Source organism: Tahibacter sp. (genome assembly GCF_032229445.1).
In the GTDB taxonomy this organism is placed as follows: domain Bacteria; phylum Pseudomonadota; class Gammaproteobacteria; order Xanthomonadales; family Rhodanobacteraceae; genus Tahibacter.
Map to the genome: position 1 here is coordinate 116,484 of NZ_JAVTWC010000109.1, position 26,006 is coordinate 142,489.

At 67.1% G+C, this 26,006-nt stretch carries 20 protein-coding genes; 11 read left to right on the top strand and 9 right to left on the bottom strand.

Going from position 1 to position 26,006, the window contains the following annotated elements; all coding sequences use genetic code 11:
* The first annotated feature begins 132 nt into the window (after positions 1-132).
* Positions 133-1,248 (top strand): hypothetical protein, encoded by a 1,116-nt coding sequence (locus tag RUU78_RS20020; RefSeq protein WP_313919444.1) that lies wholly within the window; start codon positions 133-135, stop codon positions 1,246-1,248.
* On the opposite strand, the gene RUU78_RS20025 is transcribed toward RUU78_RS20020, so the two are convergent.
* On the bottom strand, positions 1,227-3,290 hold the full coding sequence (locus tag RUU78_RS20025) for a hypothetical protein (RefSeq protein WP_313919446.1): 2,064 nt from the start codon (positions 3,288-3,290) through the stop codon (positions 1,227-1,229). The two genes, RUU78_RS20020 and RUU78_RS20025, sit on opposite strands and share 22 nt — an antisense overlap.
* 296 nt (positions 3,291-3,586) lie before the next feature.
* Between RUU78_RS20025 and RUU78_RS20030 the strand changes: the two genes are divergently transcribed.
* Positions 3,587-4,327, top strand: a complete 741-nt coding sequence (locus RUU78_RS20030) for a 2OG-Fe(II) oxygenase (RefSeq protein WP_313919448.1) — start codon at positions 3,587-3,589, stop codon at positions 4,325-4,327.
* A gap of 114 nt (positions 4,328-4,441) precedes the next feature.
* Here the strand turns inward: RUU78_RS20030 and RUU78_RS20035 are convergent, their stop codons facing one another.
* Positions 4,442-5,542, bottom strand: coding sequence for a PA0069 family radical SAM protein (locus tag RUU78_RS20035; protein ID WP_313919449.1), 1,101 nt, complete (start codon positions 5,540-5,542; stop codon positions 4,442-4,444).
* A 52-nt stretch (positions 5,543-5,594) separates the two neighbouring features.
* Entirely contained in the window at positions 5,595-6,200 is a 606-nt protein-coding gene (locus RUU78_RS20040; protein ID WP_313919451.1) for a DUF4126 domain-containing protein, read from the bottom strand.
* Between the two features lie 404 nt (positions 6,201-6,604).
* Between RUU78_RS20040 and RUU78_RS20045 the strand changes: the two genes are divergently transcribed.
* Positions 6,605-6,895 carry a hypothetical protein gene (locus tag RUU78_RS20045; protein ID WP_313919452.1) on the top strand — a complete coding sequence of 97 codons (291 nt, stop codon included), beginning with the start codon at positions 6,605-6,607 and terminating at the stop codon, positions 6,893-6,895.
* A gap of 229 nt (positions 6,896-7,124) precedes the next feature.
* Here RUU78_RS20045 and RUU78_RS20050 read toward each other — a convergent pair whose 3' ends face one another.
* Complete coding sequence (locus tag RUU78_RS20050; protein ID WP_313919493.1) at positions 7,125-9,041, bottom strand: S9 family peptidase; 1,917 nt, start codon at positions 9,039-9,041, stop codon at positions 7,125-7,127.
* A 383-nt stretch (positions 9,042-9,424) separates the two neighbouring features.
* Here RUU78_RS20050 and aroE point away from each other — a divergent pair, with 383 nt between their 5' ends.
* Both aroE and RUU78_RS20060 read left to right on the top strand, forming a co-directional pair.
* Complete coding sequence (aroE, locus tag RUU78_RS20055) at positions 9,425-10,267, top strand: shikimate dehydrogenase (RefSeq protein ID WP_313919454.1); 843 nt, start codon at positions 9,425-9,427, stop codon at positions 10,265-10,267.
* Positions 10,264-10,566: a YkgJ family cysteine cluster protein gene (locus tag RUU78_RS20060; RefSeq protein ID WP_313919456.1), complete on the top strand. Its 303-nt coding sequence runs from the start codon at positions 10,264-10,266 to the stop codon at positions 10,564-10,566. Before aroE ends, RUU78_RS20060 begins: the two co-directional genes overlap by 4 nt.
* Positions 10,567-11,231: 665 nt before the next feature.
* Here RUU78_RS20060 and RUU78_RS20065 read toward each other — a convergent pair.
* Positions 11,232-11,756: a gamma carbonic anhydrase family protein gene (locus RUU78_RS20065; protein ID WP_313919457.1), complete on the bottom strand. Its 525-nt coding sequence runs from the start codon at positions 11,754-11,756 to the stop codon at positions 11,232-11,234.
* Between the two features lie 119 nt (positions 11,757-11,875).
* Between RUU78_RS20065 and RUU78_RS20070 the strand changes: the two genes are divergently transcribed.
* The gene (locus RUU78_RS20070) at positions 11,876-13,288 is read left to right on the top strand and encodes a coniferyl aldehyde dehydrogenase (RefSeq protein ID WP_313919458.1); all 1,413 of its coding nucleotides are present in this window, start codon (positions 11,876-11,878) and stop codon (positions 13,286-13,288) included.
* Between the two features lie 34 nt (positions 13,289-13,322).
* A complete protein-coding gene (locus RUU78_RS20075; protein ID WP_313919459.1) occupies positions 13,323-14,930 on the top strand; it encodes a winged helix-turn-helix domain-containing protein in 1,608 nt (535 codons plus the stop codon).
* A 99-nt stretch (positions 14,931-15,029) separates the two neighbouring features.
* Here the strand turns inward: RUU78_RS20075 and RUU78_RS20080 are convergent, their stop codons facing one another.
* Entirely contained in the window at positions 15,030-16,148 is a 1,119-nt protein-coding gene (locus RUU78_RS20080; RefSeq protein ID WP_313919460.1) for a serine hydrolase, read from the bottom strand.
* Positions 16,149-16,428: 280 nt separating this feature from the next.
* On the bottom strand, positions 16,429-18,204 hold the full coding sequence (locus tag RUU78_RS20085) for a patatin-like phospholipase family protein (protein ID WP_313919461.1): 1,776 nt from the start codon (positions 18,202-18,204) through the stop codon (positions 16,429-16,431).
* A gap of 112 nt (positions 18,205-18,316) precedes the next feature.
* Between RUU78_RS20085 and RUU78_RS20090 the strand changes: the two genes are divergently transcribed.
* The 4 genes from RUU78_RS20090 (at position 18,317) to RUU78_RS20105 (ending at position 22,948) form a co-directional block, all read left to right on the top strand.
* Positions 18,317-20,371, top strand: coding sequence for a M3 family metallopeptidase (locus RUU78_RS20090; protein ID WP_313919462.1), 2,055 nt, complete (start codon positions 18,317-18,319; stop codon positions 20,369-20,371).
* 101 nt (positions 20,372-20,472) lie between these two features.
* The gene (gene xth, locus RUU78_RS20095; protein ID WP_313919463.1) at positions 20,473-21,243 is read left to right on the top strand and encodes an exodeoxyribonuclease III; all 771 of its coding nucleotides are present in this window, start codon (positions 20,473-20,475) and stop codon (positions 21,241-21,243) included.
* Positions 21,240-21,911, top strand: coding sequence for a YecA family protein (locus RUU78_RS20100; protein ID WP_313919464.1), 672 nt, complete (start codon positions 21,240-21,242; stop codon positions 21,909-21,911). The genes xth and RUU78_RS20100 overlap by 4 nt, the downstream gene beginning before the upstream one ends.
* 176 nt (positions 21,912-22,087) lie before the next feature.
* On the top strand, positions 22,088-22,948 hold the full coding sequence (locus tag RUU78_RS20105) for a pirin family protein (protein WP_313919465.1): 861 nt from the start codon (positions 22,088-22,090) through the stop codon (positions 22,946-22,948).
* Positions 22,949-23,020: 72 nt separating this feature from the next.
* Here the strand turns inward: RUU78_RS20105 and RUU78_RS20110 are convergent, their stop codons facing one another.
* Both RUU78_RS20110 and RUU78_RS20115 read right to left on the bottom strand, forming a co-directional pair.
* Positions 23,021-23,575: a hypothetical protein gene (locus RUU78_RS20110; protein ID WP_313919466.1), complete on the bottom strand. Its 555-nt coding sequence runs from the start codon at positions 23,573-23,575 to the stop codon at positions 23,021-23,023.
* Between the two features lie 90 nt (positions 23,576-23,665).
* The gene (locus tag RUU78_RS20115; protein WP_313919467.1) at positions 23,666-25,909 is read right to left on the bottom strand and encodes a S9 family peptidase; all 2,244 of its coding nucleotides are present in this window, start codon (positions 25,907-25,909) and stop codon (positions 23,666-23,668) included.
* Between the last annotated feature and the right edge of the window lie 97 nt (positions 25,910-26,006).

Sequence of the window (26,006 nt, forward strand, 5' to 3'; positions counted from 1 at the left end):
GGCTGCACTGCGGCGGTCACGATCCGCGTCGATCGCAGATCGTGACCGCCATCGATCGACGCGCCCCATGGACGGACCGGCCACCATCCGTCCGCGTATCCTGATTCGCCCCGCCAGCTTCGGATCCATCGCATGAGCAATGCCACCGTCGGCAAACATCCCTGTCCGGAATGCGGCGGCGACCTGCAATGGAATGCGGCCAAGCAATCGCTGGTCTGCCCGTACTGCGGTACGGTCGTGCCGTGGACGCCGGCGCAGGCGGCCGATCCCGGCACAGCGGTGGTCGAGCACGACCTCGAGACCGCGCTGCGCAACCCCGAGGTCAATCGCGACTGGGGCGAGCAACGCCGCGAGGTGCAGTGCCAGAGCTGCCATGCGATCTCGGTCTTCGTCGACGGCAAGGTCGCCCAGCGCTGCGATTTCTGCGGCTCGCCGTCCATCATCGCGCACGAGTCGCAGAAGGACGCGATCACGCCGCAAAGCCTGCTGCCGTTCAAGATCAGCGATGGCCAGGTGCGCGACCTCATACGCGCCTGGTATGGCTCGCGCTGGTTCGCGCCGGACAAGCTCAAGCGCGCCGCGCTGACCGACACCCTGCACGGCATCTACCTGCCGTACTGGACCTTCGACGCCCATGTCGAAGCGAGCTGGACCGCCGACGCCGGCCACTACTACTACGAAACCGAAAGCTATCGCGACCAGCAGGGCAACATGCGCACACGCCAGGTGCAGCGCGTGCGCTGGGTGCCCGCCGCAGGCCAGCTCGCGCATTTCTTCGACGACCGACTCGTGGCCGGCACGGCCGGAGTCGCTCCCGGCCTGCTCGCGGCCGTGGAACCGTTCCCGACCACGACCGACCTCAAGCCCTATTCTCCGGAATTCGTGCGCGGCTGGACGGTGGAGCGCTACCAGGTCGATCTGCGCAGGGCCTCGGAAATCAACCGCGCCGACCTGGACAACCGGGTGCGCGCGCTGTGCAGCAACGAAGTGCCCGGCGACACCCAGCGCAACCTGCAGGTGGACGCGCGCTACCACGGCCGCACCTTCAAGCACGTGCTGATGCCGGTCTGGCTGGTCAGCTATACCTACGGCTCGCGCCGTTTCCAGATCATCGCCAACGGCTATACCGGCAAGATCGCCGGCAAGCATCCGTACAGTTGGGTAAAAATCTTCTTTGCAGTTCTCGCCGCAATGATCGCCACGGCCATCATCGTGGGCGTGATCTATTACTTCTCCGAATCGCAGTAGCCCGGCGTGCTCACAGCGTGGCGCCGGCGCGTGCATGAACTGGCCGGCCTGTCGTTCTCCATGATCAGTCTGATGTTGTCGGCGCGCTGCAACGGCGGTTGAATGATGCCCGGAGCGATTGCCGAAACCAGTCCTGCCGGCACCGCAGTGGCCACGCCGCGGGGCAGGTCCAGCGGCGAGAAACCGATCGTGATGCCCGGTGCAAACAGCGATTGTTGCCAGTCGACCGCGGCTTTGACCCGCACGCGCCTGACAGCCAGCTCCAAGCCGTAGTACCAGCGCAGGTAGTCCTCATCCTCGAGCAGCAGCGGCGACAGCAGGAAACCGCTGCGTGCAACCGGCCGCACGAGACGGAACGCGCGCACCTGCCTGTCGGCGGTTTGGACCTCCAGTGACAGGCTAGGCTCGCGCAGGAACAGTGCATGCAGACGGCCGCTCAGGCTCAGGCCGTAGTCGAGATGAATACGCATCGCCGCGTGGCCGGCGGGCACATCGATCCACTGGCCCGGTTCGACCGGCATAGCAGCGGCGGATGCGGGCAGCGGCGCGATCGGAACGACATCGGCCCGTTGCATCAGCACGAAACGCTTCTCGGCCGCGACAGGACGGTAGTGGCGAAGCAAGGCGAGCAAGGCAAGCGCGTCCTCGCTGGCGGGGTAGTGCTGGTCGATCGGACACAAGCCCAGCATGACGAAGCGCGGCGCGTTGGCGCCCAGATAGAACGCCTCGTTGGTCTGCTGCAACCGCGCCGTATAGGCCGCATAGCTCTGGAAAACCGGCCGCGGCGCGTAGTTGAAATCATTCAGCAGCAGCACCGCCTGGTTGCAGCCGAACAGGTCGACGCGTTCGCTGCCGACGAGGCGGCGAAACGCCGGCAAGTCGTATTGACGGCGCAGCGCCTCGCGCTGCTGCGCGCGCTGCTCGCCCAGTTCCCCGCGAAGTACCGTGCCGACGTGCTGGCGCAGCGCGCGGCCCGCGGCGGCGTAGTCGGCTGCCTTCATCTGCGGCAAGGCCATGCTCAGCACGCCGGCGATGCACAGCAGCGCGACGGCACCCAGCGCCTGCCGCCAGCGCGGCGCGAGTCGCCCACCGGCCAGCGCCAGCAGCGCGAACACAACGAAGCTCGCAAGCGGAAAGAAGAACCGCACATGCCAGATATCCGCGCGCGTGAACGCATTGCGCCACGCCAGGACCAGGCAGAACGCGAGATAGCCGAACAGCAACAACGCGCGCAGGTCGCGCGGCGACCCGCGCCTGAGCCAATACAGCAGCGTGGCCGCGGTCGCGACCAGCGCAAACAGGCCGAGCGCGAGCAAGCCCGGCGTCGTTTCCACACCCATGCCGGCGCCATAGCCGGCCACGATCCGCAGCGCGCCGCGCAGGAACGCGCCGAGATCGCCGAGCTGCTGGCCATGGCCCAGCCACAGCACGAGGAGACTTGCCAGCCAGCCCGCCAGCCAGGCCGCCGCGGCGCGTGGCCGCCGATCCCGCAGGAACAGCAGCGCGCCGATACCAGCGAGCAGCAAGGTCAGCGGGAACAGCGTGAATTTCATCAGGCCCAGCGCATTCATCTGCAGCGCAATGACGGCAAGTCCGGCCCAGGCCCAGCGATCGTCGCGCGAGCGGCGGACGAAACGATCCAGTGCGACCAGCGCGAAGATGCCCGTACCGACCAGCAGCACGTCGTTCTGCAAGCGGCACGGCAGCAGCACGACCAGCGCGAACAGGACGCTCTCCAGGCCGGCAAGTCTGCGGAACGTCATCGCATAGATGAACGTATAGCCCAGCGTCAGCAGCACCTGACCGAACAGGTAGGTCTCGAACAGCCGCGGGTTGTACGGCCCGCTGGGATGCAGATAGCCCAGCGGACCGTAGCTGAAGACCAACTCCACGCCGAAACGCGCGCCGTGCAGATGCGCCCAGCCGAGCACCGCCGCCCAGGATTGATCGGCATCGATGCCGGCCGGCGTGCCGTAACGGAAGACGCACAGGGAAAACACGACCGCGAACGCGACCGTCCAATACCAGGGCGCATCACGCATCACGCATTGCACGTTGGTCCGGTCCTGCAGGCATGTAGACCCTCGCCGTCGCGAGTGCGACCGGTGTCTCCCGTGTCGCGCTGACGGTCAACGCGGCGAGCACGATCGGCCCTGGCCACGCCGGTTTCCCAGCGGCGTCCCCCCGCCGTCATGCGCGCCGAAGCATAGGCGTTTTGAGGCGCCACCGACAGCCGCAACCCGTGGTTTCCCCGCCTGCTCAGGCACCACAGGTCCGCTCTTGCGCACCAGCGTGGCGGCGCCGATCATCGACCGTCTGCCCACGCCGCGAAGCCGCCATGCATCCCGATTTCATCGAGGTCTACGACGAAGCACTCGATGCCGCGACCTGCGCCGCGCTGATCCGCCGCTTCGAGGCGAGCAACAAAGCCGTACGCGGCCAGACCGGCAGCGGCGTCAACACCTCGCTCAAGGACAGCTGGGATATCTGCATCACCGACCACGCCGAATGGAACGACGTGGTCGTGCGCTTCAACCAGGCCATCATGGGTGGCCTCAAACTCTACCTGCGCCGGTACGCCCATGCCGCGCTCGCGCCGCTGCAGCTCCAGATTCCCGACCCCGAGACCGGCCAGCACAAAGTGCTCGACGCCCGAGGCCTGGCCGATCTCGACGACCCGATGCTGACCGCGATCATCATGAAGGTCTTCCGCCCCGGCACCATCAATATCCAGAAATACATCGCCGACCAGGGCGGCTATCCGTACTGGCACTGCGAGCTGTATCCCAAGGCCGACAACGGCGAAACCCTGCACCGCGTCGTGCTCTGGACCATTTACCTCAACGACGATTTCGCCGAAGGCGAGACCGAGTTCTTCTACCAGCACCGCAAGATCAAGCCGCGCACCGGCTCCCTGCTGATCGCCCCGACCGCGTTCACCCACACCCATCGCGGCAACATGCCCAAAGGTGGCAATAAGTACATTGCTACTAGCTGGATTTTGTTCAATCGCGCAGAAGTGCTGTTTGGGCAGCCTGCAGCGCCGCCGCCGCCGGGCAAGCCGGCGAAGAGGAAGTAGCTACGATTCACGTACCGTGCGACCTTTGCGTGGCCAGACCATGCATCGCCACGGCGTGTCCATCGCCCGGCACACGAGACGGATGCGAAGCTTCACTGGCCCGCTGCTATTGCGTCACCCAAACAAATCCGCCTGCGGCGATTCAGCCCGCGGGGCTTTGAAATGACTCGTATCCAGTTCCAGATTCGCCCTTCGCCGAATCCCATACTTTTTGCACGCCAACGCAATCCGATTCCGGATCAGATCCGCAAATGGCCCTTCGCCACGCATGCGGAATCCAAATCGCGGCTCGTTGAGTTCACCGCCGCGAATATTCCGCAGCACGCTGAGCACATGCTGCTTGCGTTCCGGGTAGTGCGTTTCGAGCCAGTCTTCCCAGAGTTGCTTGAGTTCCCACGGCAGGCGCACGACGGTGTAGCCCGCGCTGATCGCACCCGCTGCGGCGGCCTGTTCGATGATGGCTTCGATCCAGATGTCGGTCAGCGCGGGGATGATGGGGGCTACGTTGACGCTCGTCGGGATGCCGGCGGCCGTTAACGTGGCCATCGTCTGGATTCGGCGGTGCGGTGCGGTCGCGCGGGGTTCGAGGCGGCTGCTGAGTTGGTTGTCGAGCGAGGTGACGGAGATGAAGACGTGGACGAGTTTGCGTGCGGCCATGTCCTGAAGGATGTCGATGTCGCGCTCGATCAGTGCGTTCTTCGTGATGATGGTGCAGGGGTGGTTGCAGGCGTTGAGGACTTCGAGCACCTGGCGCGTGATGCGGTAGCGCTTTTCGATCGGCTGGTAGACGTCGGTGTTGGCGCCGAGGTTGATGGCGCTGCACGCGTAGCCGCGCTTGCTCAGGTCCTTGCGCAGGATTTCGGCGGCGTTGGTCTTTGCGAACAGCTTGGTTTCGAAGTCGAGGCCCGGCGAGAGATTGAGGTACGCATGCGACGGCCGCGCATAACAGTAGGCGCAGCCGTGCTCGCAGCCTCGATAGGTGTTGATCGACGTGTCGAACGGCACGTCGGGTGAGACGTTGCTGGAGATGATGTGCCGCGCGCGTTCTTCGCTGACCTGGGTGCGCGGCGGCGCGGCGGGTTCGCCGTCCTGGTACCAGCCGTCGTCGACGGCTTCGTGCGTGGTGACTTCGAAGCGGCCGGCCGGATTGTCGCGGCTGCCGCGGCCTTTGATGCGGGCCGGCCTGTCGAGGGAACGTTTGTCGAGGTCGGACATGGTGCGGGAATCTGCGGCGGCGCCGTCGCAATCCCTGCGATCGGCGTCGGCGCTACGTGGCGACCACACCGCGGGGCTGGTCACGCAAGCGACGCCAGACACGGCGCAGCGCGCGCCACAACTTCGGCAGCAACCAGACGACCAGCAGCAGGAACAGCGCCAGCAGCGCGAGGAAAACCCACGGGTAATTCCAGATCAGGTACAGGCCGCCGAGCAGGGTGAGGTCTTCACCGACGCTCGCACCCCAGTTGGTGAACGGTTCGGGCGACGTGTTGATGATCGCGCGCGTGCCAGCCTTGGTCAGGTGCGTGCCGGACGTGATCACGCCGCCGAGCAGCCCGGCGGCAAGCTGCACGCCCGGCGTGGCGTCGTGGAACACGCCCCAGGCCAGCAGCGCGCCGGCCGGTATGCGTACGAAGGTATGCAGCGCGTCCCAGACCGAATCGAACGCCGGGATCTTGTCGGCGAGGAACTCGCCGACTGCGAGCACGCCGCTGACCCAAAGCACCCAGTCGTCCTGCAGCAGCGCCAGCCCGCTGGGCAGCGTGATGACTTCGTAGCGGCCGAGCACGCCCAGCAGCAGCACGGCGGCGTAGAGACGGAAGCCGCTGGCCCAGGCCAGGCCGGTCGCTAACGCGGTGGATTGAAGCAGGTCCATGGCACGCACTCGCCGATCAGGCCGGAATGCTGTCCATGCTCGCCGCGATCAGCCAGCGCTTCAAGCACGCGCGGCGTTGCGATGGCTGCTGCATCGCATGGCGGCGGGGAACCTAGCCGGTTTTCTCACACCCGTTCGTAGCGCGGCCGTCGCGGCGCCGTCCTGATGCGCGCAACGGACAGAGCGACGGCAAAGGCGTAGCCAACACTGCGACGGGCCGGCACGAGGGAGCAGCACGCGCCAGGGCGAGCGCATCGGCGGCGGCAGCTGAAGAGTGTGAGAAATCACGGCTGGAGTCTTTCCCGGTCGACGGCCGTCGCATCGGCCGGAACAGGCGGTTCAATCGTCACAATTTCGTGCGCTATCATGCGGCCCGCACGCGATTGCCCATTTGGAGTTACGCCATGCGGTTTGTCTGGCTGCTGATGTTGTTTGGGGGAGTTGCCGTCGCGATCTTCACCAACAATCCGCTGCTGCTGGGATTGGGCCTGCTGGTCGCGCTGATCAGCGGTTTCTGCGCGGTGTTCGCGTTTGTCGCGGCGCGCATCGATTCCACGGCGCGGCCGGACTCGGCCTTGCTGACACCGGAAGTCCTGGCCGCCGTCCGGGCCCGCGCGGCGCAGCAACGCGGTCCGCAGCCGCCGGCGCAGACGGTTCGTCCGTCCCTGCCGCAGCGCAGCGATCAGCAGGGCTGAGCAGCGCACGTAGAGTGACAACCCATCGGTTTCCGAACATCCCGGCGACTTTCGCCGCGATACGTCGTTGCGACCGTTTGCACTGACGCGGTACGTCTCCTCATCGCGCCTGGTCTCGCGACGGTGTTCAACAGCGAAGCTGGTCGATCAATCCGGAATTTCCCGCTCGAAAACTGATGGGCCGGCACACTGGCCAGCGCCGCGAAGTCCGCGGCGCTGGCCAGTGCCTTTACTTCTTCACTTCCTGCGTGTGCGACTTCAGCGCCTCGGCCAGTCCGGGTACGCCGCCGGCGCCTTCGGGCACGCTGATGCTGGATCCCTTGAAGTCGTCGCCGATCGGCTGCGCACGGCCGCCGAGGCACTGCGACAGGAAGCCTTCCGCCACCGCGTTGAACGCCTTGCTGTTGGCCGGACGCGCGAAGCCGTGGCCTTCGTCGGGGAACAGGACGTAGGTGATCGGGATGTTCTTCGCCTTCATCGCCTTGACGATCTGGTCGCTCTCATCCTGCTTCACGCGCGGGTCGTTCGCGCCCTGGCCGATCAGCAGCGGCTTCTTGATCGCGCCGACGCGGCTCAGCGGCGAACGCTCGGCGAGGAGCTTCTTGCCGTCTTCGGTGCGCGGGTCGCCGACGCGCTTGGCGAACTGCTCGAAGAACGCGGCCCAGTACGGCGGAATCGTCGCGAGCAGGGTATTGAGGTTGGACGGACCGACGATGTCGACGCCGCACTTGAACGTGTCCGGCGTGAAGGTGAGTCCGACCAGCGTCGCATAGCCGCCGTAACTGCCGCCCATGATGGCGACATCTTCCTTGCGCGTGACGTTGTTCTTGACCGCCCAGTCGACGGCGTCGAGCAGGTCGTCGTGCATCGTCGTCGCCCACTGCTGGTCGGCGGCGCTGATGAACGACTTGCCGAAGCCGGTGGAACCGCGGTAGTTGACGCTGAGCACCGCATAGCCGCGATTGGACAGCCACTGGTGCGAGCCGTTGTAGCCATAGTTGTCGCGCGCCCACGGACCGCCGTGGACCAGCAGCACGAGCGGCACCGGCTTGTCGGCCTTGCCGTCCTTGTTCGCGTCGGCGCCGGCGGGCAGGCTCAGATAGCTGACCAGGGTCAGTCCATCGCGCGCCTTGATCAGCTGAGGCCACATCGGCACCAGCGGCTTGCCTTCGAGCGCCGGCCGCGCCGCGAACAGCTTGTCGAGCTGCCCGGCCTTGCCGGTCTCGCGCGTATAGCGGTAGTACACAGCTGGCTGCTCGGCCGCGGAATACGCGACGATCCAGTGCTTGTCGTCGAGGCTGCGCGAGTTGACGAAGAACGTACCCGGGCCAATGCCGCGCAGGGTTTCGAGATCCTTGGCGATGGCCGGATCCAGCGTCTTCCACTCGCTGCGCTCGTAGTCCACGGCAACGGCCTGGGCCACGCCGGTCTTGGGATCGGTGAGGAGGTTGTCGCCGATGTCGGCACGCTTGTCTTCCGCGACGACGGTCTTCTTGCCGCTGGCGACGTCGACGGCGAACAGCGCCGCCGTATCGCGGCCGCGCGAATCGGTCAGGTACTGGGTCTTGCCGTCGGTCGTATAGCCCATCGGCGAGGTCAGCAGGCTGTCTTCGAACGGCACGTCGCCGCTCTTCTTCCAGCCGCCCTTGCCGTCGGGTTCGAGCAGGTCCTGGCCGCCGTCGGCGCGGGACTTCTGCGCCATGCGCACTTTCAGGTCGGCGTCGGAGAAATAGTTTGCGATCTCCTGCTCGTTCTTCTGCACGAGCTCGCGCTTGCCGTCGGCGAGGTTGACCTTGTAGAGGTCGTGCCACTTGGGATCGCGGTCGTTCATCGCGACCAGCACGTGGTCCGGATGCAGGTGGCTGGCCTGGTTGAACATGGCGCGGGTCTTGGGGTATGCGGTCAGGTCGCGCTTGACGCCGCTGCCGACGTCGACCGAGAACAGATGGAAGTCTTCGTCGCCGCCGGTATCACGCAAATACAGCAGGGTCGCGCTGCGGTAGCTCCAGAAATAGTTGCGGATGCCGCGCGCCTTGTCGTCGGTGACCGCCTTGGCCTTGGCCAGGTCGTCGGCCGGCGCGACCCAGATATTCAGTACCCCGTCCAGCGGCGCGACCCAGCTCAGGTACTTGCCGTCGGGACTCATCTGTACGGCGAGCTTTTCTGGATTACCGAACAATGCATCACGGGAGATGAGTTCGACCTCGGCGGGCGCTTTTTCAGCCGCCGCCGGGCCGGCGCAGACCGCGGCAATCGCGGCCGCAAGGATCAATCGGGATACGCGCATGATCTGTCTCAAGGTTTCAGGGGGCTACAGAGTCCACTGAGCCGTGGCACAAGGCAACGGGCCGATGGTCATGCGCTTGCGGCGGCGCCGCTCCGGACACGTAGAATGGTTCGCGTCAGCGGCAGGGATCGTCGGAACTCCCGACAGCACGGAACCCATCCTTGCCTGTCTCTGTGGCGCGGTAGTGGGGATCTGGTCTGGCTCACGCTGCGAAACTCAACCAACCTGTTCAGGACGTCCCCATGAGCGAAGTTCCGCAGCGCCACGCCGTTTTCGGCCACCCGATCAGCCATTCGCTGTCGCCGGCGATTCACCACCGCTTCGGCCAGCAGACCGGCATCGCGCTGAGCTACGAGGCCATCGACGCACCGCCGGAGACCTTCGCCGCGCAACTGGACGACTTCCGCCACACCGGCGGCAGCGGCGCGAACGTGACCCTGCCGCTCAAGACGCTCGCGTTCGAACGCTGCGCCCAGGTTTCCGACTACGCCGCGCGCAGCGGCGTGGTCAATACGCTCGAACCGCTGCCCGGCAGCGGCTGGCGTGGACACAACACGGACGGCACCGGCCTGATCGTCGACCTGACCGAGCGCCATCAGCAGGATCTGCGCGAACGCGACCTGCTGCTGCTGGGCGCCGGCGGCGCCGCCCAGGGCGTGGCCTTCGCCCTGCTCGACGCCGGCGTACGTTCGCTGACCATCGCCAACCGCAACGCCGAGCGCGCCGACGCGCTGGCCGACCGCATCGGCCAGCCCGGCCGCGTCCATGTGCGCTACTGGAACGACCTGGCGACGCTCGGCAGCTGGGACTTCATCATCAACGCCACCTCGGCCGGCGTGCAGGGCACGGCCATCGACCTGCCGTTCGCCATCGTCGCGCCGCGCGCACTGTGCTACGACCTGTCCTACGGCCGCGCCGCGACCGCGTTCCTGGCCTGGGCGCGCACGGCCAAGGCCGCCCACGTGTTCGACGGCCTGGGCATGCTCGTGGAGCAGGCCGCCGAGGCATTCGCGATCTGGCACGGCGTGCGCCCGGACACCGAGGCCGTCCACGCCGAACTGCGCGAGCGCCTGGACGCCGCGTGAGCGCCCTGGTTTTCGACCCGGCCAGCGGCCGCCATGCCTGCCGCGCCGGCTGCGGCGCCTGCTGCATCGCGCTGTCGATCTCCTCGCCGATTCCCGGCATGCCGCAGGGCAAGCCGGCCGGCGTGCGCTGCATACATCTCGCCGACGACTACCGCTGCGGCATCTTCGGCCGTCCGGACCGTCCGGACGTGTGCGGACGATTGAGGCCCGAGCCGGCCATGTGCGGCGAAAGCAGAGAACATGCGTTGCAGTGGATAGGCACTCTCGAAGCGATGACGTCGCCCCGAAAGGTCGTCTGACGATGTGATGCCACCGCGGCCGATCGGTCCGTGACTCCTTCGTCCGATCTGTCGTCAGCAGGATGCGCACATTGGCGAACGTCAACGGTCTTTTTCGCGCCAGGGGTTGATACTCGAACGAAGCGACGGCTCACAGCGGTATAGGTAAATTCTGGGGCCGGAGCCGGATTTTTCCGCCCATTCAGTTCGGAAAATTCCGACGGCCTTGCGGGTGACCCTCTTGCTGTCACTGGCGAGCGCAAGCTGACAGTGACAGCCATGCCTGGCTAGTACTGGCGCGGTTAACGCTCGCTTTAATTGCGATCAGGGAAATGCAAGCGCAGTTGCACGGCTTGCCGGCCAGCGCTCCATTCCAGACGGCATTCGGCCACGGCTCTCAGCGCGGGATCGATAAATCTGTGCCAGGAACATCATTTCGAAGCGGCTGACAGGACCAGAAAACGATCTTGCTGCCGGTCAACCGCGGCCACGCCGGAGCGGATGGACATACTCCCCGCGCACCAGACCATGAGTTCACAGGCGCTGGGTTCCGAGGGGGTACGCGACGGACTGCGCGATATCCTGCTGGGCCCCGCGCAGTTGTACGAAGCGTTGCGCGCCGTGTCTGTACCCTCGGTAGCGCGTTCCGTTCCTGCCCGGCCTGGCCAGTTCCGTCGACCGATACGTCAGAGGTAATCGTTCTTCAGCTCGACGTATTTCTCGGCCGAGTAGTACAGGCGCTGGATTTCCTCGTCGCTGAGGCGGCGCACGAAGCGGGCGGGATTGCCGAGCCAGAGTTCACCTTCGCCGACTTCCTTGCCGGGCGCGAGGACCGCGCCGGCGCCGACGAAGCCGTGCTTGCGCACGCGGGCGCCGTCGAGCACGGTCGCGTGCATGCCGATCAGGCAGGCGTCCTCGATCGTGCAGGCGTGGATCACCGCTGCATGGCCGATCGTCACGTCGTCGCCGATCAGGGTTGGAAAGCCACCGGGCGAATACGGTCCGTCGTGGGTCACGTGCACGATGCAGCCGTCCTGCACGTTGGTGCGCGCGCCGATGCGGATGCGATGCACGTCGCCGCGGATGACGACGCAGGGCCAGATCGAGCTGTCGGCGCCAATGTGCACATCGCCGATGACGACGGCGGCCGGGTCGACGTAGGCCGAGGCGGCCACGACAGGATCGATACCGCGATACGGACGCAGAGCCATGGCCAGCCGGGAGCAGGGGAAAGGACCGCGAGGGTAGCGCGGGGGTCGCCGCCGGGCCAATGGCGACGAAGGTATCGAACGGCCGTTTACCGTGGGCAATTCCCGACTACCATTGCCGCATGGACACCGCCAGCCGCCCGCCGTCTCTGAACGCCACGCTCGCCGAACTGCGCGACGCCTGGAATGCGCAACGCCCGGACTATGCCCAGCGCATGGATGACCTGGCCCGCCTGAGGTCGGCGTTCAAGCGCCGCCTCGACGGCCTGGTCGATGCGATGAGCGCCGACTTCGGCCGGCGTTCGCGCCACGAGTCGCTGCTCACCGACGGCATGACCGTGCTGCACGAAATCGATCTCGTCCGCAGCCACCTGCGCCGCTGGATGCGGCCACGCTCGCGCAGCGTGGACTGGACCTTTCTGCCGGCCAGCGCCGAGATCCGCTATCAGGCGCTCGGCGTCATTGGCATCATCGCGCCATGGAACTACCCGGTTAACCTGGCGCTGATCCCGCTGGTCAGCGCGATCGGCGCCGGCAACCACGTCATGCTCAAGCCTTCGGAGTTCACGCCGCGCACGTCGCAGGCGCTGGCCGAGCTGCTGAGCGAGGTCTTTCCGGCCGATCGCGTCGCGACCGTGCTGGGCGATGCGGACGTCGCCGCCGAATTCGCCGGGCTGCCATTCGACCACCTGCTGTTCACCGGTTCCACGCCGGTCGGACGCAAGGTCATGGCCGCCGCCGCACCGAATCTGACGCCGGTCACGCTGGAGCTCGGCGGCAAGTCGCCGGCGATCGTCGCGCCGGGTTATCCGGTCGCCACCGCGGCCGCGCGCATCGCCGCCGGCAAGTTCCTCAATGCGGGACAGACCTGCATCGCGCCGGACTACGTGCTGCTGCAGCGCGAGGACCGCGAGCCCTTCGTCGCCGCACTGCGCGACTATGTGGAAAAGCACTACCCGAACCTGCGCGTGAACCCGGACTACACCAGCATCGTCAACGCGCGCCAGTACGCGCGCCTGCAAGGCCTCGCCGACGAGGCCGCCCTGCGCGGCGCGCAGGTGCTGACGATTCCCGGAGCCGAGGCCCACGACATCGACGCGCGCGTGTTCGCGCCGACCGTGATCCTGGACGCGCCGGAGGACTGCCGCGTCATGCGGGACGAGATCTTCGGGCCGATCCTGCCGATCGTCACGGTCGACTCGGTCGCCGCGGCGATCGACTACATCAACGAACGGCCGCGCCCGCTCGCGCTGTACCACTTCGACCACGACCGCGGCCGCACGCGCCAGGTGCTGGAGAACTGCGTGGCCGGCGGCGTCAGCGTGAATGATTGCATTTACCACAATGCGCAAAGCGAGCTGCCGTTCGGCGGCGTCGGCCCGTCGGGCATGGGGCACTACCACGGTCACCACGGTTTCCTGACCTTCTCCAAGCAGCTGCCGGTATTCCGCCAGGCGCGCTGGAGTTCGCTGTCGCTGCTGCGGCCGCCGTACCGCGGGCTGGCCGGTTTTGTCACGCGCTTCCTGACGCGCTGACCGGCACCGCCGGTTGCCGCATCCGTCACCGCGCATGTCTGCCGGCGCGTACCGCCTCGACGATCTCGAGATCGATATCGCCCGGCGCCGCGTGCGGCGCGGCGACGCGGCGCTCGATGTCGCCGGCCTGAGTTTCGATCTGCTTGCCTACCTGCTGGCACAGGGCGACCGCGTCGTCGGCTTCGACGAGCTGATCGCCTGCGTGTGGGCACCAGCCGTGGTCGGCGAGGAAACCGTGACCCAGCGCGTCCGGCTGCTGCGCCAGGCGCTCGGTGACGACGGGCGCAATCCGCGCTACCTGCGCTCGGTGCGCGGCAAGGGTTACCAGTTGTGTTCAGTGCCGCAGCCGGTCGCGGACGATGTACCGGCCGCGACAGCGGCGGCGTCAACGGCGACGTCCGCGCAAAAAACGTCGCGTGAGCTGCGCTGGGTGCTGTTGCTGATCGCGCTGCCGCTGGTCGCATTGGCAGTTCTGATGCTGGTGCGTCGTCCGCTGACGACCGCCGGGCCGGCGAGCGAGCGCGACGAAGTGTTGCAGCGAGCGCGCTACTACGCGGGCATCGGCCAGAAGGACGATATCGATCGCGCCGTGAACCTGTACGAGGAGCTGCTGCGCCGCGATGCGGGCGACCACGACGCGCAGCTCGGCCTGAGCTTTGCCTACAGCACGCGCGTGTGCCTTTACAACCAGGCACCGGAATGGGCCGGCCGCGCGCAGGTGCTGGCCGAAGCCGTGCTCGAGGCCGAACCGCGCAACAGTCTGGCCGAAGCCGCGCTGGGCTATGCGCACGACTGCCTCGGCGACATGGCCCACGCGATCGCGCACTACGAGCGCGCGGTCGCGCTCGATCCGCAGGCGCGCATCGACAGCGCCGCGTCGCTGGCCTATCTGTACATGGTCAAGGGACGTCTGGCCGACGCGCTCGCGCGCAATCTCGACGTGGAGCAGCGGGCGGGCCGCCGGCCGCGCTTTCTGGACATCCAGATCGCACGCAATCTCGAGCTGCTCGGCGAGACGGCCGCGGCGGAACACCGCTACGAACGCAGCTTTCGCCTGTATCCCGACAATGTGTATTCCAATGCCACCTGGCCGCGCTGCCTATTCCTGCAGGGCCGCCTGGCCGATGCGGAAACGGCCCTGGCCGAAGCGCAGCGGCGCAGCGAGCATCCGGAACTGTATCTGTTGCGCGGGCAACTGGACCTGCTGCGCGGCCGGCACGAAGCCGCCGCCGCGGCATTCGCTGCCGCGGCGCGGCTGCGTCCGCATGCCAGCCTGCCGGAGACGCTCGCGCGGCTGTACGCGCTACCGGCACCGGACCCGGCCTGGCTGGACCAGCGCACGGCCGAGATCGTCGCCGCCAGCGCGCAGCGCCGCAGCAGCTGGCCGGAGAACCAGCTCGAACTCGCCGTGCTGCAGCTCGCGCGCGGCGACAAGGCCGCCGCCATCGCCGCGCTGCGTGACGCGGTCGAGGATGGCTGGCGGGACCGTGCCTATCTGCAGACCTCGGCGCTGTTCGCGGATCTCGCGGCCGAGCCGGATTTCGCGGCCTTGCTGGAAGACATCGCTGGACGGGTCAAGCGCGAACGCGACGACGCGGCCGCGTCGATCGCGCAGGCCGCCGCTGCGCGCAAGGCGGAATGAACGCACGCGGCGCATTCCGCGAGGCGGCGCGAACACTGGCGCGTCGCACGCCGAAAGCCGCACCGCGCATCGCCGGATCGATGGCCAGCGCCAGCGCCCTCAGCGCGCAGCGTGCGGCAGCGCCTTGAGCACATAGTCGCGAAACAGCGCCTGCGAGCGCGGATGCGACTCGCGTTGGTTGTAGCCCGTGCTCGTGATGACCGCGACGAGATCGAACTGCGGCGCGACGAACACGTAGTTGCCGCCGTTGCCCGACATGGCCCAGACCCATTCGTCCTGGCCACGCACCGGAAAGCGGAAGCGCCAGAGCTGGTAGCCGTATTCGGTCGCATCGCGCGGGACCGCGCGGGGTGTCAGCATCGCGCGGATCCACGTGGCGGAGACTACGGTCTTGCCCTGCCAGCGTCCTTCGTCGCGCAACAAATCCCCGAACTTCGCGATATCGCGCGTGCGGTAGCGCGTCCCGCCGCCGCCCATGCCCACACCTTCCGACGACCGGTTCCACTGCACCTGCGCGATACCCAGCGGCTGCTCCAGCGCATCGTGTGCGAAGCGCGCCAGCGGCTGTCCGGTCGCACGCTCGACCACGGCGCCCAGCACGAACGACCCCACCGTGCAGTAGGAAAACGCGCGTCCGTAGGGACTGTCTTCCGGCCGCGGGTTCCACGGCGCGTAGCCGCGCACCGGCAGGTTCAACGCGAATGCGGTCCAGTTTTCGCTGACGTACATGCGCTCCTCGTTGCCGCTGGAGAAATTGTTTTCGTCATTGCATTCCCAGGCGCTGCTCATGGTCAGCAGGTCCTGCAGCGACATCGCGGCCTTGCGCGCGTCGAGACCACGCGCGCGGACGACATCGCGGAAATACGGATAGACCTTGGCCTCGTCGCCCGGGATCTTGCCGCGATCGATGGCCGCGCCGACGAGCAGCGCGGTCAGCGTCTTGGTCGCCGAACGCATGTCGTTGAGCTGGTCGCGGCTGCCGCCGTTGGCGTAGACCTCATGGACCAGCCGGCCCTGTTGAGCGACGAGCACGCTCGTGATGGCGGCGTGGTCCTTGTCCGCGAGCTTCGCGCCCAGCGCGTCGAGCGTCGCCACGTCCCAGCCGACGCTCGATGCATCGGCAACCGGCCAGCCGTCCGGTTGGCTCTCTGGCGGCTGGTAGGCGGCACCGGCCGCGGCATAGGCAAGCAGGGGAATCAGAATGATCGTTCGCAGCATGGCGTACTCCGTTGATGACGCCGGCAAGCCTGGCGGCACGACGAATGATTCGCCTGAAACGCGAATGAAGATTTCTGAAAGTGCGCCCAGAACCGCCAAAAAATGCCGCCATGCGCTTTTGATTCTGGAGCCCCTTCAGTAAAGGCGGTGAAGAGTGATCGCTCAGAACCACCGGTTCTGATCACTCTGAACGCCCAACGGGCCGGACGGCCAACGCACAGCGTTGGCCAGGGTTGTGGAGATCTGGGGTAGGGCACAAGAGCCGTACTGCTAAGGCTACCTAGAAGAGCGGGGTATCGTCCGCCAGCGCATCCTTCGGCCCGCCGATCTCGCGCAGCGCGTACTGGTAGCCGAGTTCGATCGCACGCTCGTAGGACATCCAGTCGAGCAGGCCCACGCCGGTGACCGGCGGTGCGATCAGCAGGCTGGCCTTGGCGCGGCGATCGGCGTTGGCCGCCTTGGAGTTCACCATGCCCGCGCGCAGCAGGATGCTGACGACGCCGGGCCGGTTGGGTGTGCCGAACTGGTCGAGCAGCAGGCGCCAGCCGTGCGGCGAGGCAAATTCCTGCACGCCGGCGTGCAGCACGTCGTCGGCGCCGATGTCCACCGCGATCACGTCGCCGACCGACTGCTCGCGCATCACGTCGGTCGGCAGGTTGTTGATCACGGCGCCGTCGACGAGCACCTGGCCGTCGTGAAACACCGGCGGCAGCACGCCGGGAATCGCCGAGCTCGCGCGCAGCCAGTACCACAGCGGACCGGCGCGGTGGGTCACCGCGTCGCCGCTGGTCAGGTTGGCCGAAACGGCGAAGAACGGCAGCTCCAGGTCCTCGATATGCCTTTCGCCGAAGGCTTGCTGCAGCAGGTCGGACACGCGTCGGCCCGTGGTCATGGCGACGAACGGGAAGGTGTAGTCCGACAGCGGCCGGCCGGCAACGAAGGCGCGGCGGTAGTTCTCGATCATCTCGTGGTCGCTCCAGCCCGCCGCGACACCGGCGGCGATGATCGCGCCGATACTGGTGCCGCCGACCGAGTCGATGCGGATGCCCGCTTCGCGCAGCGCGCGGATCACGCCGATGTGCGCGAAGCCGCGCGCGCCGCCGCCGGACAGCACGAGGCCGAGGCTGCGACCGGCGATCAGGCGCGCGATGCGCTCGATATCGTCGGGCCGGCACCAGTGATGCAGGCGAGCGCCGGGCGCGGCCGCCAGCCAGTCGGCACCACGGCCCCAGACGACGTGGCCGCGCGCATGCCACAGCACGAGATGCCGCGGACGATGCAACGCCTGCTGCGTGCCCTGGCAGGCACGCTCAGACCAGGGCGACGGCAACGTCCCCGCGTCGGCGAGCAGCACCAGCGCATCGGCCTGGCGCACGCACAGTTCGCGCCAGCCGTCGTGCGTCGCGCCGGCGAGGTAGATCACGAAGCGCGATGCGGTTTCCTGCGCCGCGAACCAGGCGCTGGTCTGATCGGCGGCCTGCGCCGCATCCAGCACGCGGCAGCTGCCGTAGCTTTCCAGCGACTGCTGCAACGCCAGCGCAAACTCGCGGGCGTCGATGCCCGCATCGTGCGGCAGCACGGCCAGGGTACGCGGCGAGGAAAGCAGATCTCCGGTGCGCCGCATCAGCAGGCGTTCGACGGCGACGCGCGCGGCCTCGAGCATGGCCGTCGGCTGGCGCCGCACCAGATCGTTGAACGCCGCGCGCGACAGGCGTAGCAATTCCGAGTCGCGCAACGCGCGTACCGTGGCCGAACGCGGCTGGTCGACGATGAGCCCCAGCTCGCCGACGCTTTCACCCGCCGCGATCAGGCCGATGCGCTCCTCGATCTCGCTGTCGTCGTGCCGGCGGAACGCGCCGAGACTGCCGGAACGCAGCAGATACAGCGCGTCGGAGGTATCGCCGAATTCGAACAGGGTCGCGCCGCCAGGCAGCACGAACCACTCCAGCAACTGTTCCAGCGCGGCGAGCTCGTCGTCGTGCAGATGCCGGAACAGGGACGACTGGCGCAGCAGTTCGCGCACCGGCAGGGTCAACGGAATATCGGCGGCGCTCATGCGCGCATGCTACGCCGAGCCCGGCCGTGACCGCACGGTAACCACCCGATGTGCTTGATTTTCGCCCGGCGGCGCTACACCTTGGCGCATTGCCTGATGCCGGACGACGACCATGGATGCGACGAATCCCCTGCTGCGCGACAGCGAACTGCCGGCCTTTTCCGAAATCCGGCCCGAACATGTCGTGCCCGCGGTGGAACGCCTCCTCGCCGACTACCAGGCCGCGATCGACCAGCTGACCGCGTCGACCGGGACGCGCGACTTCGCCAACACGCTGCTGCCGCAGGAGGACTGGGACGAGCGGCTGGGCCGCGCGTGGTCGCCCGTGTCGCACCTGCACTCGGTCAAGGATTCGGATGAATTGCGCAAGGCGTATTCGACCGCGCTCGAGGCTATCACCGAGCATTCGACCGAGCTGGGCCAGAATCGCGCGCTCTACGCCGCCGTCGATGCCGTCGCCCAGCGCAGCGATTTCGCCGCGCTGGCGCGTCCGGCGCGCACGCTGACCGAACATGCGCTGCGCGATTTCCGCCTGTCCGGTGTCGCCCTCGAGGAACCCGCGCGCTCGCGCTTCAAGGCCATCGCCAACGACCTGTCGCGCCTGGCGACCGAATTCGAGGAAGCCGTGCTCGACGCGACCGAAGCCTGGAGCGAGCACATCGCCGACGAGGCGGCGCTCGCCGGTATTCCGGAATCCGGCCGCGACGTGTTGGCGGCCTACGCCAAAGAAGACGAACGCGACGGCTGGCTGGTCACGCTCAAGCAGCCCAGCGTACAGGCCGTACTGACCTATGCCGACGACCGCGCGCTGCGCGAACGCGTCTATACGGCGTACTCGACGCGTGCATCCGACCAGGGCCCGAACGCGGGCGAATACGACAATACGGCGCGCATCGAACAGATTCTAGCGCTGCGCCATGAAGCCGCGCAGCTGCTGGGCTTCGCCGACGCGGCGGAAGAATCGCTCGCGACCAAGATGGCGACCTCGCCGCGCAAGGTGCTCGATTTCCTCGAAGATCTCGTGCGCCGCGCCAGGCCGGTCGCCGAACGCGAAATCGCCGAACTGCGCGCGTTCGCCGCGGCGGAGCTGGGACTGGCCGACCTGCAGCCCTGGGACATCGGCTACGCCTCCGAGAAGCTGCGCGAACGCCGCTTCAACCTCAACGAAGAAGAACTCAAGCCCTACTTCCCGCTGCCCGCGGTCATGGACGGGCTGTTCGCGATCTGCACGCGCGTGTTCGGCATCCGCCTCGAACGCCGCGACGGTGTGGACGTGTGGCACGACGACGTCGCCTACTACGACGTATTCGATGCGCAGGACCAGCGCATCGCGGGCACCTACGTCGATCTCTACGCGCGCAGCGGCAAGCGCGGCGGCGCGTGGATGGACGTATGCCGTTCGCGTTTCCGCGACGACAGCGGCCTGCACCGGCCGATCGCCTACCTGACCTGCAACTTCCCGCCGCCGACCGCGACGGCGCCGTCGCTGCTGACCCACGACGACGTGCTGACCTTGTTCCACGAATTCGGCCACGGCCTGCATCACCTGCTGACCGAGATCGACTATCCCGGCGTTTCGGGCATCAGCGGCGTCGAATGGGACGCGGTGGAACTACCGAGTCAGTTCCTCGAGAACTTCGGCTGGCAGCGCGAGACGCTGGATCTGTTTGCACGTCACCACGAGACCGGCGAAGCGCTGCCGCAGGAGCTGTTCGAGCGCATGCTCGCCGCGCGCCATTTCCAGGCCGGCATGTTCCTCGTACGACAGCTGGAATTCGGCCTGTTCGATTTCCGCCTGCACCTGCAGTTCGATCCGGCCCGCGGCGCGCGCACGAACGAGGTGCTGCAGCAGGTGCGCAGCGAGGTCGCCGTCATCCTGCCGCCGTCCTGGCAGCGCTTCGCGCACAGCTTCACCCACATCTTTTCCGGCGGCTACGGCGCGGGCTACTACAGCTACCTCTGGGCCGAGGTGCTGTCGGCCGACGCGTTCTCGCGCTTCGAGGCCGAAGGCGTGTTCAACCGCGACACGGGCGAGGCATTCCGGCGCGAAGTGCTCGCGGTCGGCGGTTCACGCCCGGCCCTGGAGAGCTTCGTCGCGTTCCGCGGTCGCGAGCCCGACGCGGCGGCGCTGCTGCACAGCTACGGACTGGACCAGGCCGCGGCGTGAGCTCGGGCCTGACGTCCGCCCGGCTTCGCCACAGCGTCGCCGGCCGCCCCAGTGTCCGTGCCGTTCCTGGCGGCACAGACGAGCACTGCTAGAATCCGCCCATGAAAATCGCGACCTGGAACGTCAATTCGCTCAACGTGCGCCTGCCGCATCTCAAGCAGTGGCTGGCCGCCGCCCAGCCCGACATCGTCGCGCTGCAGGAAACAAAACTGGAAGATGCTAAATTTCCAGATACGGACCTCGCCGGCCTTGGCTATCGGTGCGTGTTTTCCGGGCAGAAGACCTACAACGGCGTCGCTCTGCTCGCGCGCCATGCGATGCCGGAGGACATCGTCACCGATGTCGCCGGACTGGATGACCCGCAGCGCCGCATCCTGATCGCGAGCGTCGGCGACCTGCGCATCGCCAACCTCTACGTCGTCAACGGCCAGACCGTCGGCAGCGAGAAATACGCCTACAAGCTCGACTGGCTCGCCCGCGTGACCGACCATCTCGCCGAGGAGGCCGCGCGCCATCCCAACCTTATCGTGCTCGGCGACTTCAACATCGCGCCGGAAGACCGCGATGTGCACGACCCCATCGCCTGGAAGGACCAGATCCTATGCTCCGTGCCCGAACGCACTGCGCTGCAGCGGATGCTCGGCATCGGCCTGTCGGATACCTTCCGCGATTTCCACGCCAACGACGGCGCCTTCAGCTGGTGGGACTATCGCCAGGCGGCGTTCCGCCGCAACCTCGGCCTGCGCATCGACCTCGTGCTGGCCAGCCAGGCGCTGCGTCCTCGCTTCGCCGGCGCGAGCATCGATCTGGAGCCGCGCCGCTGGGAACGTCCGTCGGACCACGCGCCGGCCCTGCTGGAACTCAACGAATGACCGAACGCGAACTGGCAATTTCCCTCGAAGATCACGAACTGGACGAGCTCGACCAGTTCCTGCGCACGCATGCGCGCGAGAACGAAGCCGACCTGCTGCTCGACGGCGTGCATGGCCTGCTGACGATATTGGCGATAGGCCCGGATCCGGCGATGCCCGACGAATGGCTGCCCGAAGTCCTGCATGCGCCGTTCACCGACGAAGAGCAGGGCGAACGCATGCTGCTGCTGCTGGCCAAGCTCAACGACTCCATCCTCGGCGAGATCGACGCCGAGACCTACGAGCCCATCCTCGGTGAGGTCGATCTCGAGGACGGCGGCGTCGCGTTGTCCGCCGCGGGCTGGTGCGAAGGCGTGAGCCGTGCGATCGACCTGCGCGCGAGCGCGTGGGAATCGCGCCTGGCCGAAGACGCGCAGCTCATGGAGATGCTCGGCCCCGTCATGGCCCTGGCCGTCGACGAAGGCGTGCTCACGGCCGAGGCCGAATTCGAGCGCCTGACCGAACAGGAATACGACGACTGCCTCGCGCACATTCCGCAGGTCGTTTCGCAGGTCGCCCAGTATTGGCGCGTACATCCGGCGAGCGAGCGCGAGAAGGCCGGCAGCGGCGCGGCATCGAGCGAGTTCCGCGATCCGCCGCGGCGGCGTGGCGGGCGCTGGGTGCATTGAGCAGGAATGGGTGAGGAGTGAGAAACAAGTGAGAGCCGACCGCTTTTTCTGTTTTCTCACTCCTCCTCACTCGTTTCCGCATTGTTGCTGTTCCGCGAGCAACCTGTTCACGCCACGTCGCTTGGCTTTGCCAGCCACGGCGACCATCTTGCGGGCTTCACCCTCGGGAGCACGCCATGAATGCCACCGCCCTCACGTCGCGCCGCGTCGTCACGACCGTGCGCGGCCAACCCGCCAGCGACGGGGCCGGCGTCAAGCTCAACCGCCTGATCGGCCAGCCGGCGCTGGACATGCTCGACCCGTTCCTGATGCTCGATGAGTTCCGCTCGGATCAGGCCAGCGACTATCTGGCGGGATTCCCGAGCCATCCGCACCGCGGCTTCGAGACCGTGACCTACATGCTCGCCGGCAACATGCGCCACGGCGACAACCAGGGCAATACCGGCATGCTGCGCGCCGGCAGCGTGCAATGGATGACGGCAGGCCGCGGCATCGTGCACTCGGAGATGCCGGAACAGGAAGACGGCCTGATGTGGGGCTTCCAGCTCTGGGTCAACCTGCCGGCCGCGGACAAGATGACCGCGCCGCGCTACCAGGACATCGCGCCCGAACAGGTGCCGCAGCTGCGGCCGGCCGACGGCGTCGAGCTGCGCCTGCTGACCGGTCGCATCGGCGAGATTTCCGGACCGGTCACCGACGTCGCGACTGCGCCGATCTATGTCGACGTGCGTCTGCAGCCCGGCGCGCAGTGGACGGCGCAGTTGCCGCAGCGGCACAACGGTTTCGTCTATGTCTACGACGGGGAAGCGATCGTAGGCGATGGCGATTCGGCACGCACGCTGCCGCGCGGCGAACTCGGTGTGCTGAGCCACGGCGAAGCACTGACGCTCGCCGCAGGCACGGACGCGACACGTCTGATCCTCGTCGCCGGCAAGCCGCTCAACGAACCGGTCGCGAAGTACGGCCCGTTCGTCATGAACACGCCCGAGCAGATCGTCGCGGCGATCCGCGATTTCCAGTCGGGGCGGTTTGTGTAGTCCTGCCGCGCACATCCGGCATGGGTCGATTGCTGCGCCTTCGCATCAACCGGTCGGCGTGTCCTTACGGAACTACCAGGGACCGCCGTTTACGTCTTTGGCGGTGTTGAGAACGCAGTGGGTCCCGCTGGGCTTGTCGCCGTCCTCGAGCAGGCGAAACGAGCGTGCCGAGGCCCTGCGGTAGCGCAGACCTGCACTGTCGCCGCTGAGCAGCACCAGCGTCGCGCTGCCAGTGTCGAAGGCGTAGCGGCCGCGCTTGCCGTCGAAGTTGCGATAGTTCTGCGCATCGACGAGGCCGAACATCGCGGCCGCGTTAATGCCGACGCCGGGAGTTGTGCATTCGTATACACCAAGCGCCGGCGGCGTGCTGTCCGCTTGCGGGGCAGCGCTCCCGGTAGTCTCCTCGAAGCGCATCTGCTCGGGGTAGCTGGCTACCAGGCTACCGTCGTCGAGCTTCACGTAGCAGCCCGTGATCGTGCCGGTGGACGTCACCACGCCCCGCGTCCCGTCCTCGAGCACGACGCGGCGGCCGACGCCGCAGGCGCTGGCCAGGTCTTCGGCGGCCTGCACCGCACAACCCACGGCAGCGGCCGCGACCAGAAAGACAACCTGCGCGCCTCGACACATCGCACTCTCCCCCGGGTGAACGTCCACGCCAAGCCTATCGCACCAGGAATCCACCCGCCGGCCCACAAACGCGGGATCCACGCAACCCTGTCAGCCCCCGGGCTGCGGGGTCTTGAGCTGCCGGTCGAACCAGCGCCTGATCGTGTTGTAGACGTGCTTCTTCATCGCCGGCGTCGACATGCCGTGCTTGCCGCCCGGATAGGTCATGAGATCAAACGCCTTGCCGCGGCTCTGCAGTTCGGCCATCAGCTGGGTCGAGTTCGTGAACAGCACGTTGTCGTCGGCCATGCCGTGGATCAGCAGCAGCGGAGACGTCATGCCGTCCAGCCAGGGCAGCACGCCGCTCTTGCGATAGCCCTCGGCATTGTCCTTGGGCATGCCGAGATAGCGCTCGGTGTAGTGCGTGTCGTAGAGCGACCAGTCGGTGACCGGCGCGACCGACACGCCGGCCGCGACGAGATCGGAGGACTTGGCCAGCATCATCAGGCTGAGATAGCCGCCATAGCTCCAGCCGAACACGCCCATGCGCTTGCCATCGACCCACGGCTGGTTGGCGAGCCACTGCAGCGCCGCGCGCTGATCCTGCACCTCGATCTCGCCGAGCTGGCGGTGGATCGGATCCGAGAACGCACGGCCGCGGCGCGCCATGCCGCGGTTGTCGAGGGTGATGACGACATAGCCCTGCTGCGCGAAATACTGGTCGAACAGGTCGCCGAAATCGCGTTTGGCGAGCTGCGCGGTCGGTCCGCCGTAGAAATGCGAGATCACCGGATAGCGCTTCGCCGCGTCGAAACCGGCTGGCTTGTACAGCCGATACCACAGATCCTGCCCATCGCCTGCCTTGATGCTGCCGAACTCGGGCACGATGTGCTCGGCGCGATAGGGTGCGTACGGGTGATTGTCGTCGACGCGATTCTCCGCAAGCCAGGCCAGGCGCTCGCCGCTGGGCTTGCGCACGCTGACCTGGGTTGGCGTACGCGGATCGCTCCAGGCGTCGACGAACAGCGATACCACAGCACTGTCGTTCGCGAACGTCGCCTCGTGCCAGCCGTCTTCGCTCGTGATGCGCTGCGGGTTGGCCGCGGTGCTGCCGTCGAGCTTGAGCGCGTAGACCTGCTTGTCCAGCGCGTGGTCGCGGTTGGCGGCGATGTAGACCAGACCCGCCGCTTCGTCCACGGCGAGCACGCGATCGACGTTCCAGTCGCCGCTGGAAAGAGGGAATTTTTCCTTTCCTTCCATATCGTACAAATACAGATGTTTTCGGCCGCTGCGCTCCGAGGACCAGACAAAGGCGCTCTGGCGCGACAGGAACTTGAGGTCGTCGTGCAGGTTGACCCAGTTCGTACTGGTCTCGCTGAGCAGCAGCCGCTGTTTGAGCGTGTCGACGTCGACGAGGATCAGGTCCAGCCGGCGCTGGTCGCGCGTCTGACGCTGAAATGCGACCTGCTTGCCGTCCGGCGTCCAGTTCACACGGTTCAGATAGATGTCCGCGTCGCTGCCGAGATCGATCCAGCGCGGTCGGCCGCCGGTCGGGCGCATCAGGCCCAGCTTCACCGTCGCGTTGGGCTGGCCCGCGGCCGGATAGCGCTGCTCGGTCACGTCCGTGCGGTCGGGCTGGATCTCAAAGCGCTGCACGGCCGGCACGGCCGCTTCGTCATAGCGCTCGAACGCGATCCAGTCACCCTTGGGCGACCACCAGTAGCCGCTGAAGCGCTCCATTTCCTCCTGCGCGATGAACTCGGCCTCGCCGTTGTGCACCGTGTCCTTGCCGTCATCGGTCAGGCGCTGCTTGAGGTTGGTCTTGAGATCGACGACCCAGAGGTTCTGCCGGCTCACGAAGGACACGTAGCGGCCGCTCGGCGCGACTTGCGCGTCGATGATTTCCGCGTCCTTCGGCGTCAGCGAACGCACCGCGTCGGCCGGTGCAGCGGCAAGGTCGTACAGGTACAGCTGGCCGGCCAGCGGAAACAGCAGGCGCTGGCCGTCTGGCGCCCAGCGGTAGTTGACGATGCCCTTGAGCCCGGCGATGCGCTGCCGCTCGCGCGTGGCCTTTTCCGCGTCCGACAGCACTTCCTCGGTCGGCTGCAGCACGCGCGAATCCACGAGCAGGCGCGTCGCGTTGTCGGCCAGATGGTATTCCCACAGGTCCAGCGCATTCTGGTCGTCGGCCTTGCCGCGCAGGAAGGTCACGCGCGTCCCGTCCGGCGAAATCTTCAGACCCCGCGGCGTGGCGCCGAGCACGGCCGGGTCGTCGAGAATGCGTTCGATCGTGAGTTTTTCGGACATCGCAGGCAGGGAAATGGCCAGCAGGCCGGCCAGAAGCATCGTACGCATAAAGCACCATCCGCGGGCGAAGGCGACATTAGAACGGGTTTCGGGGGTGTGCGTCATGTCGCAACGCATGGCAGTGCGCACGCATTTGCACGAAACC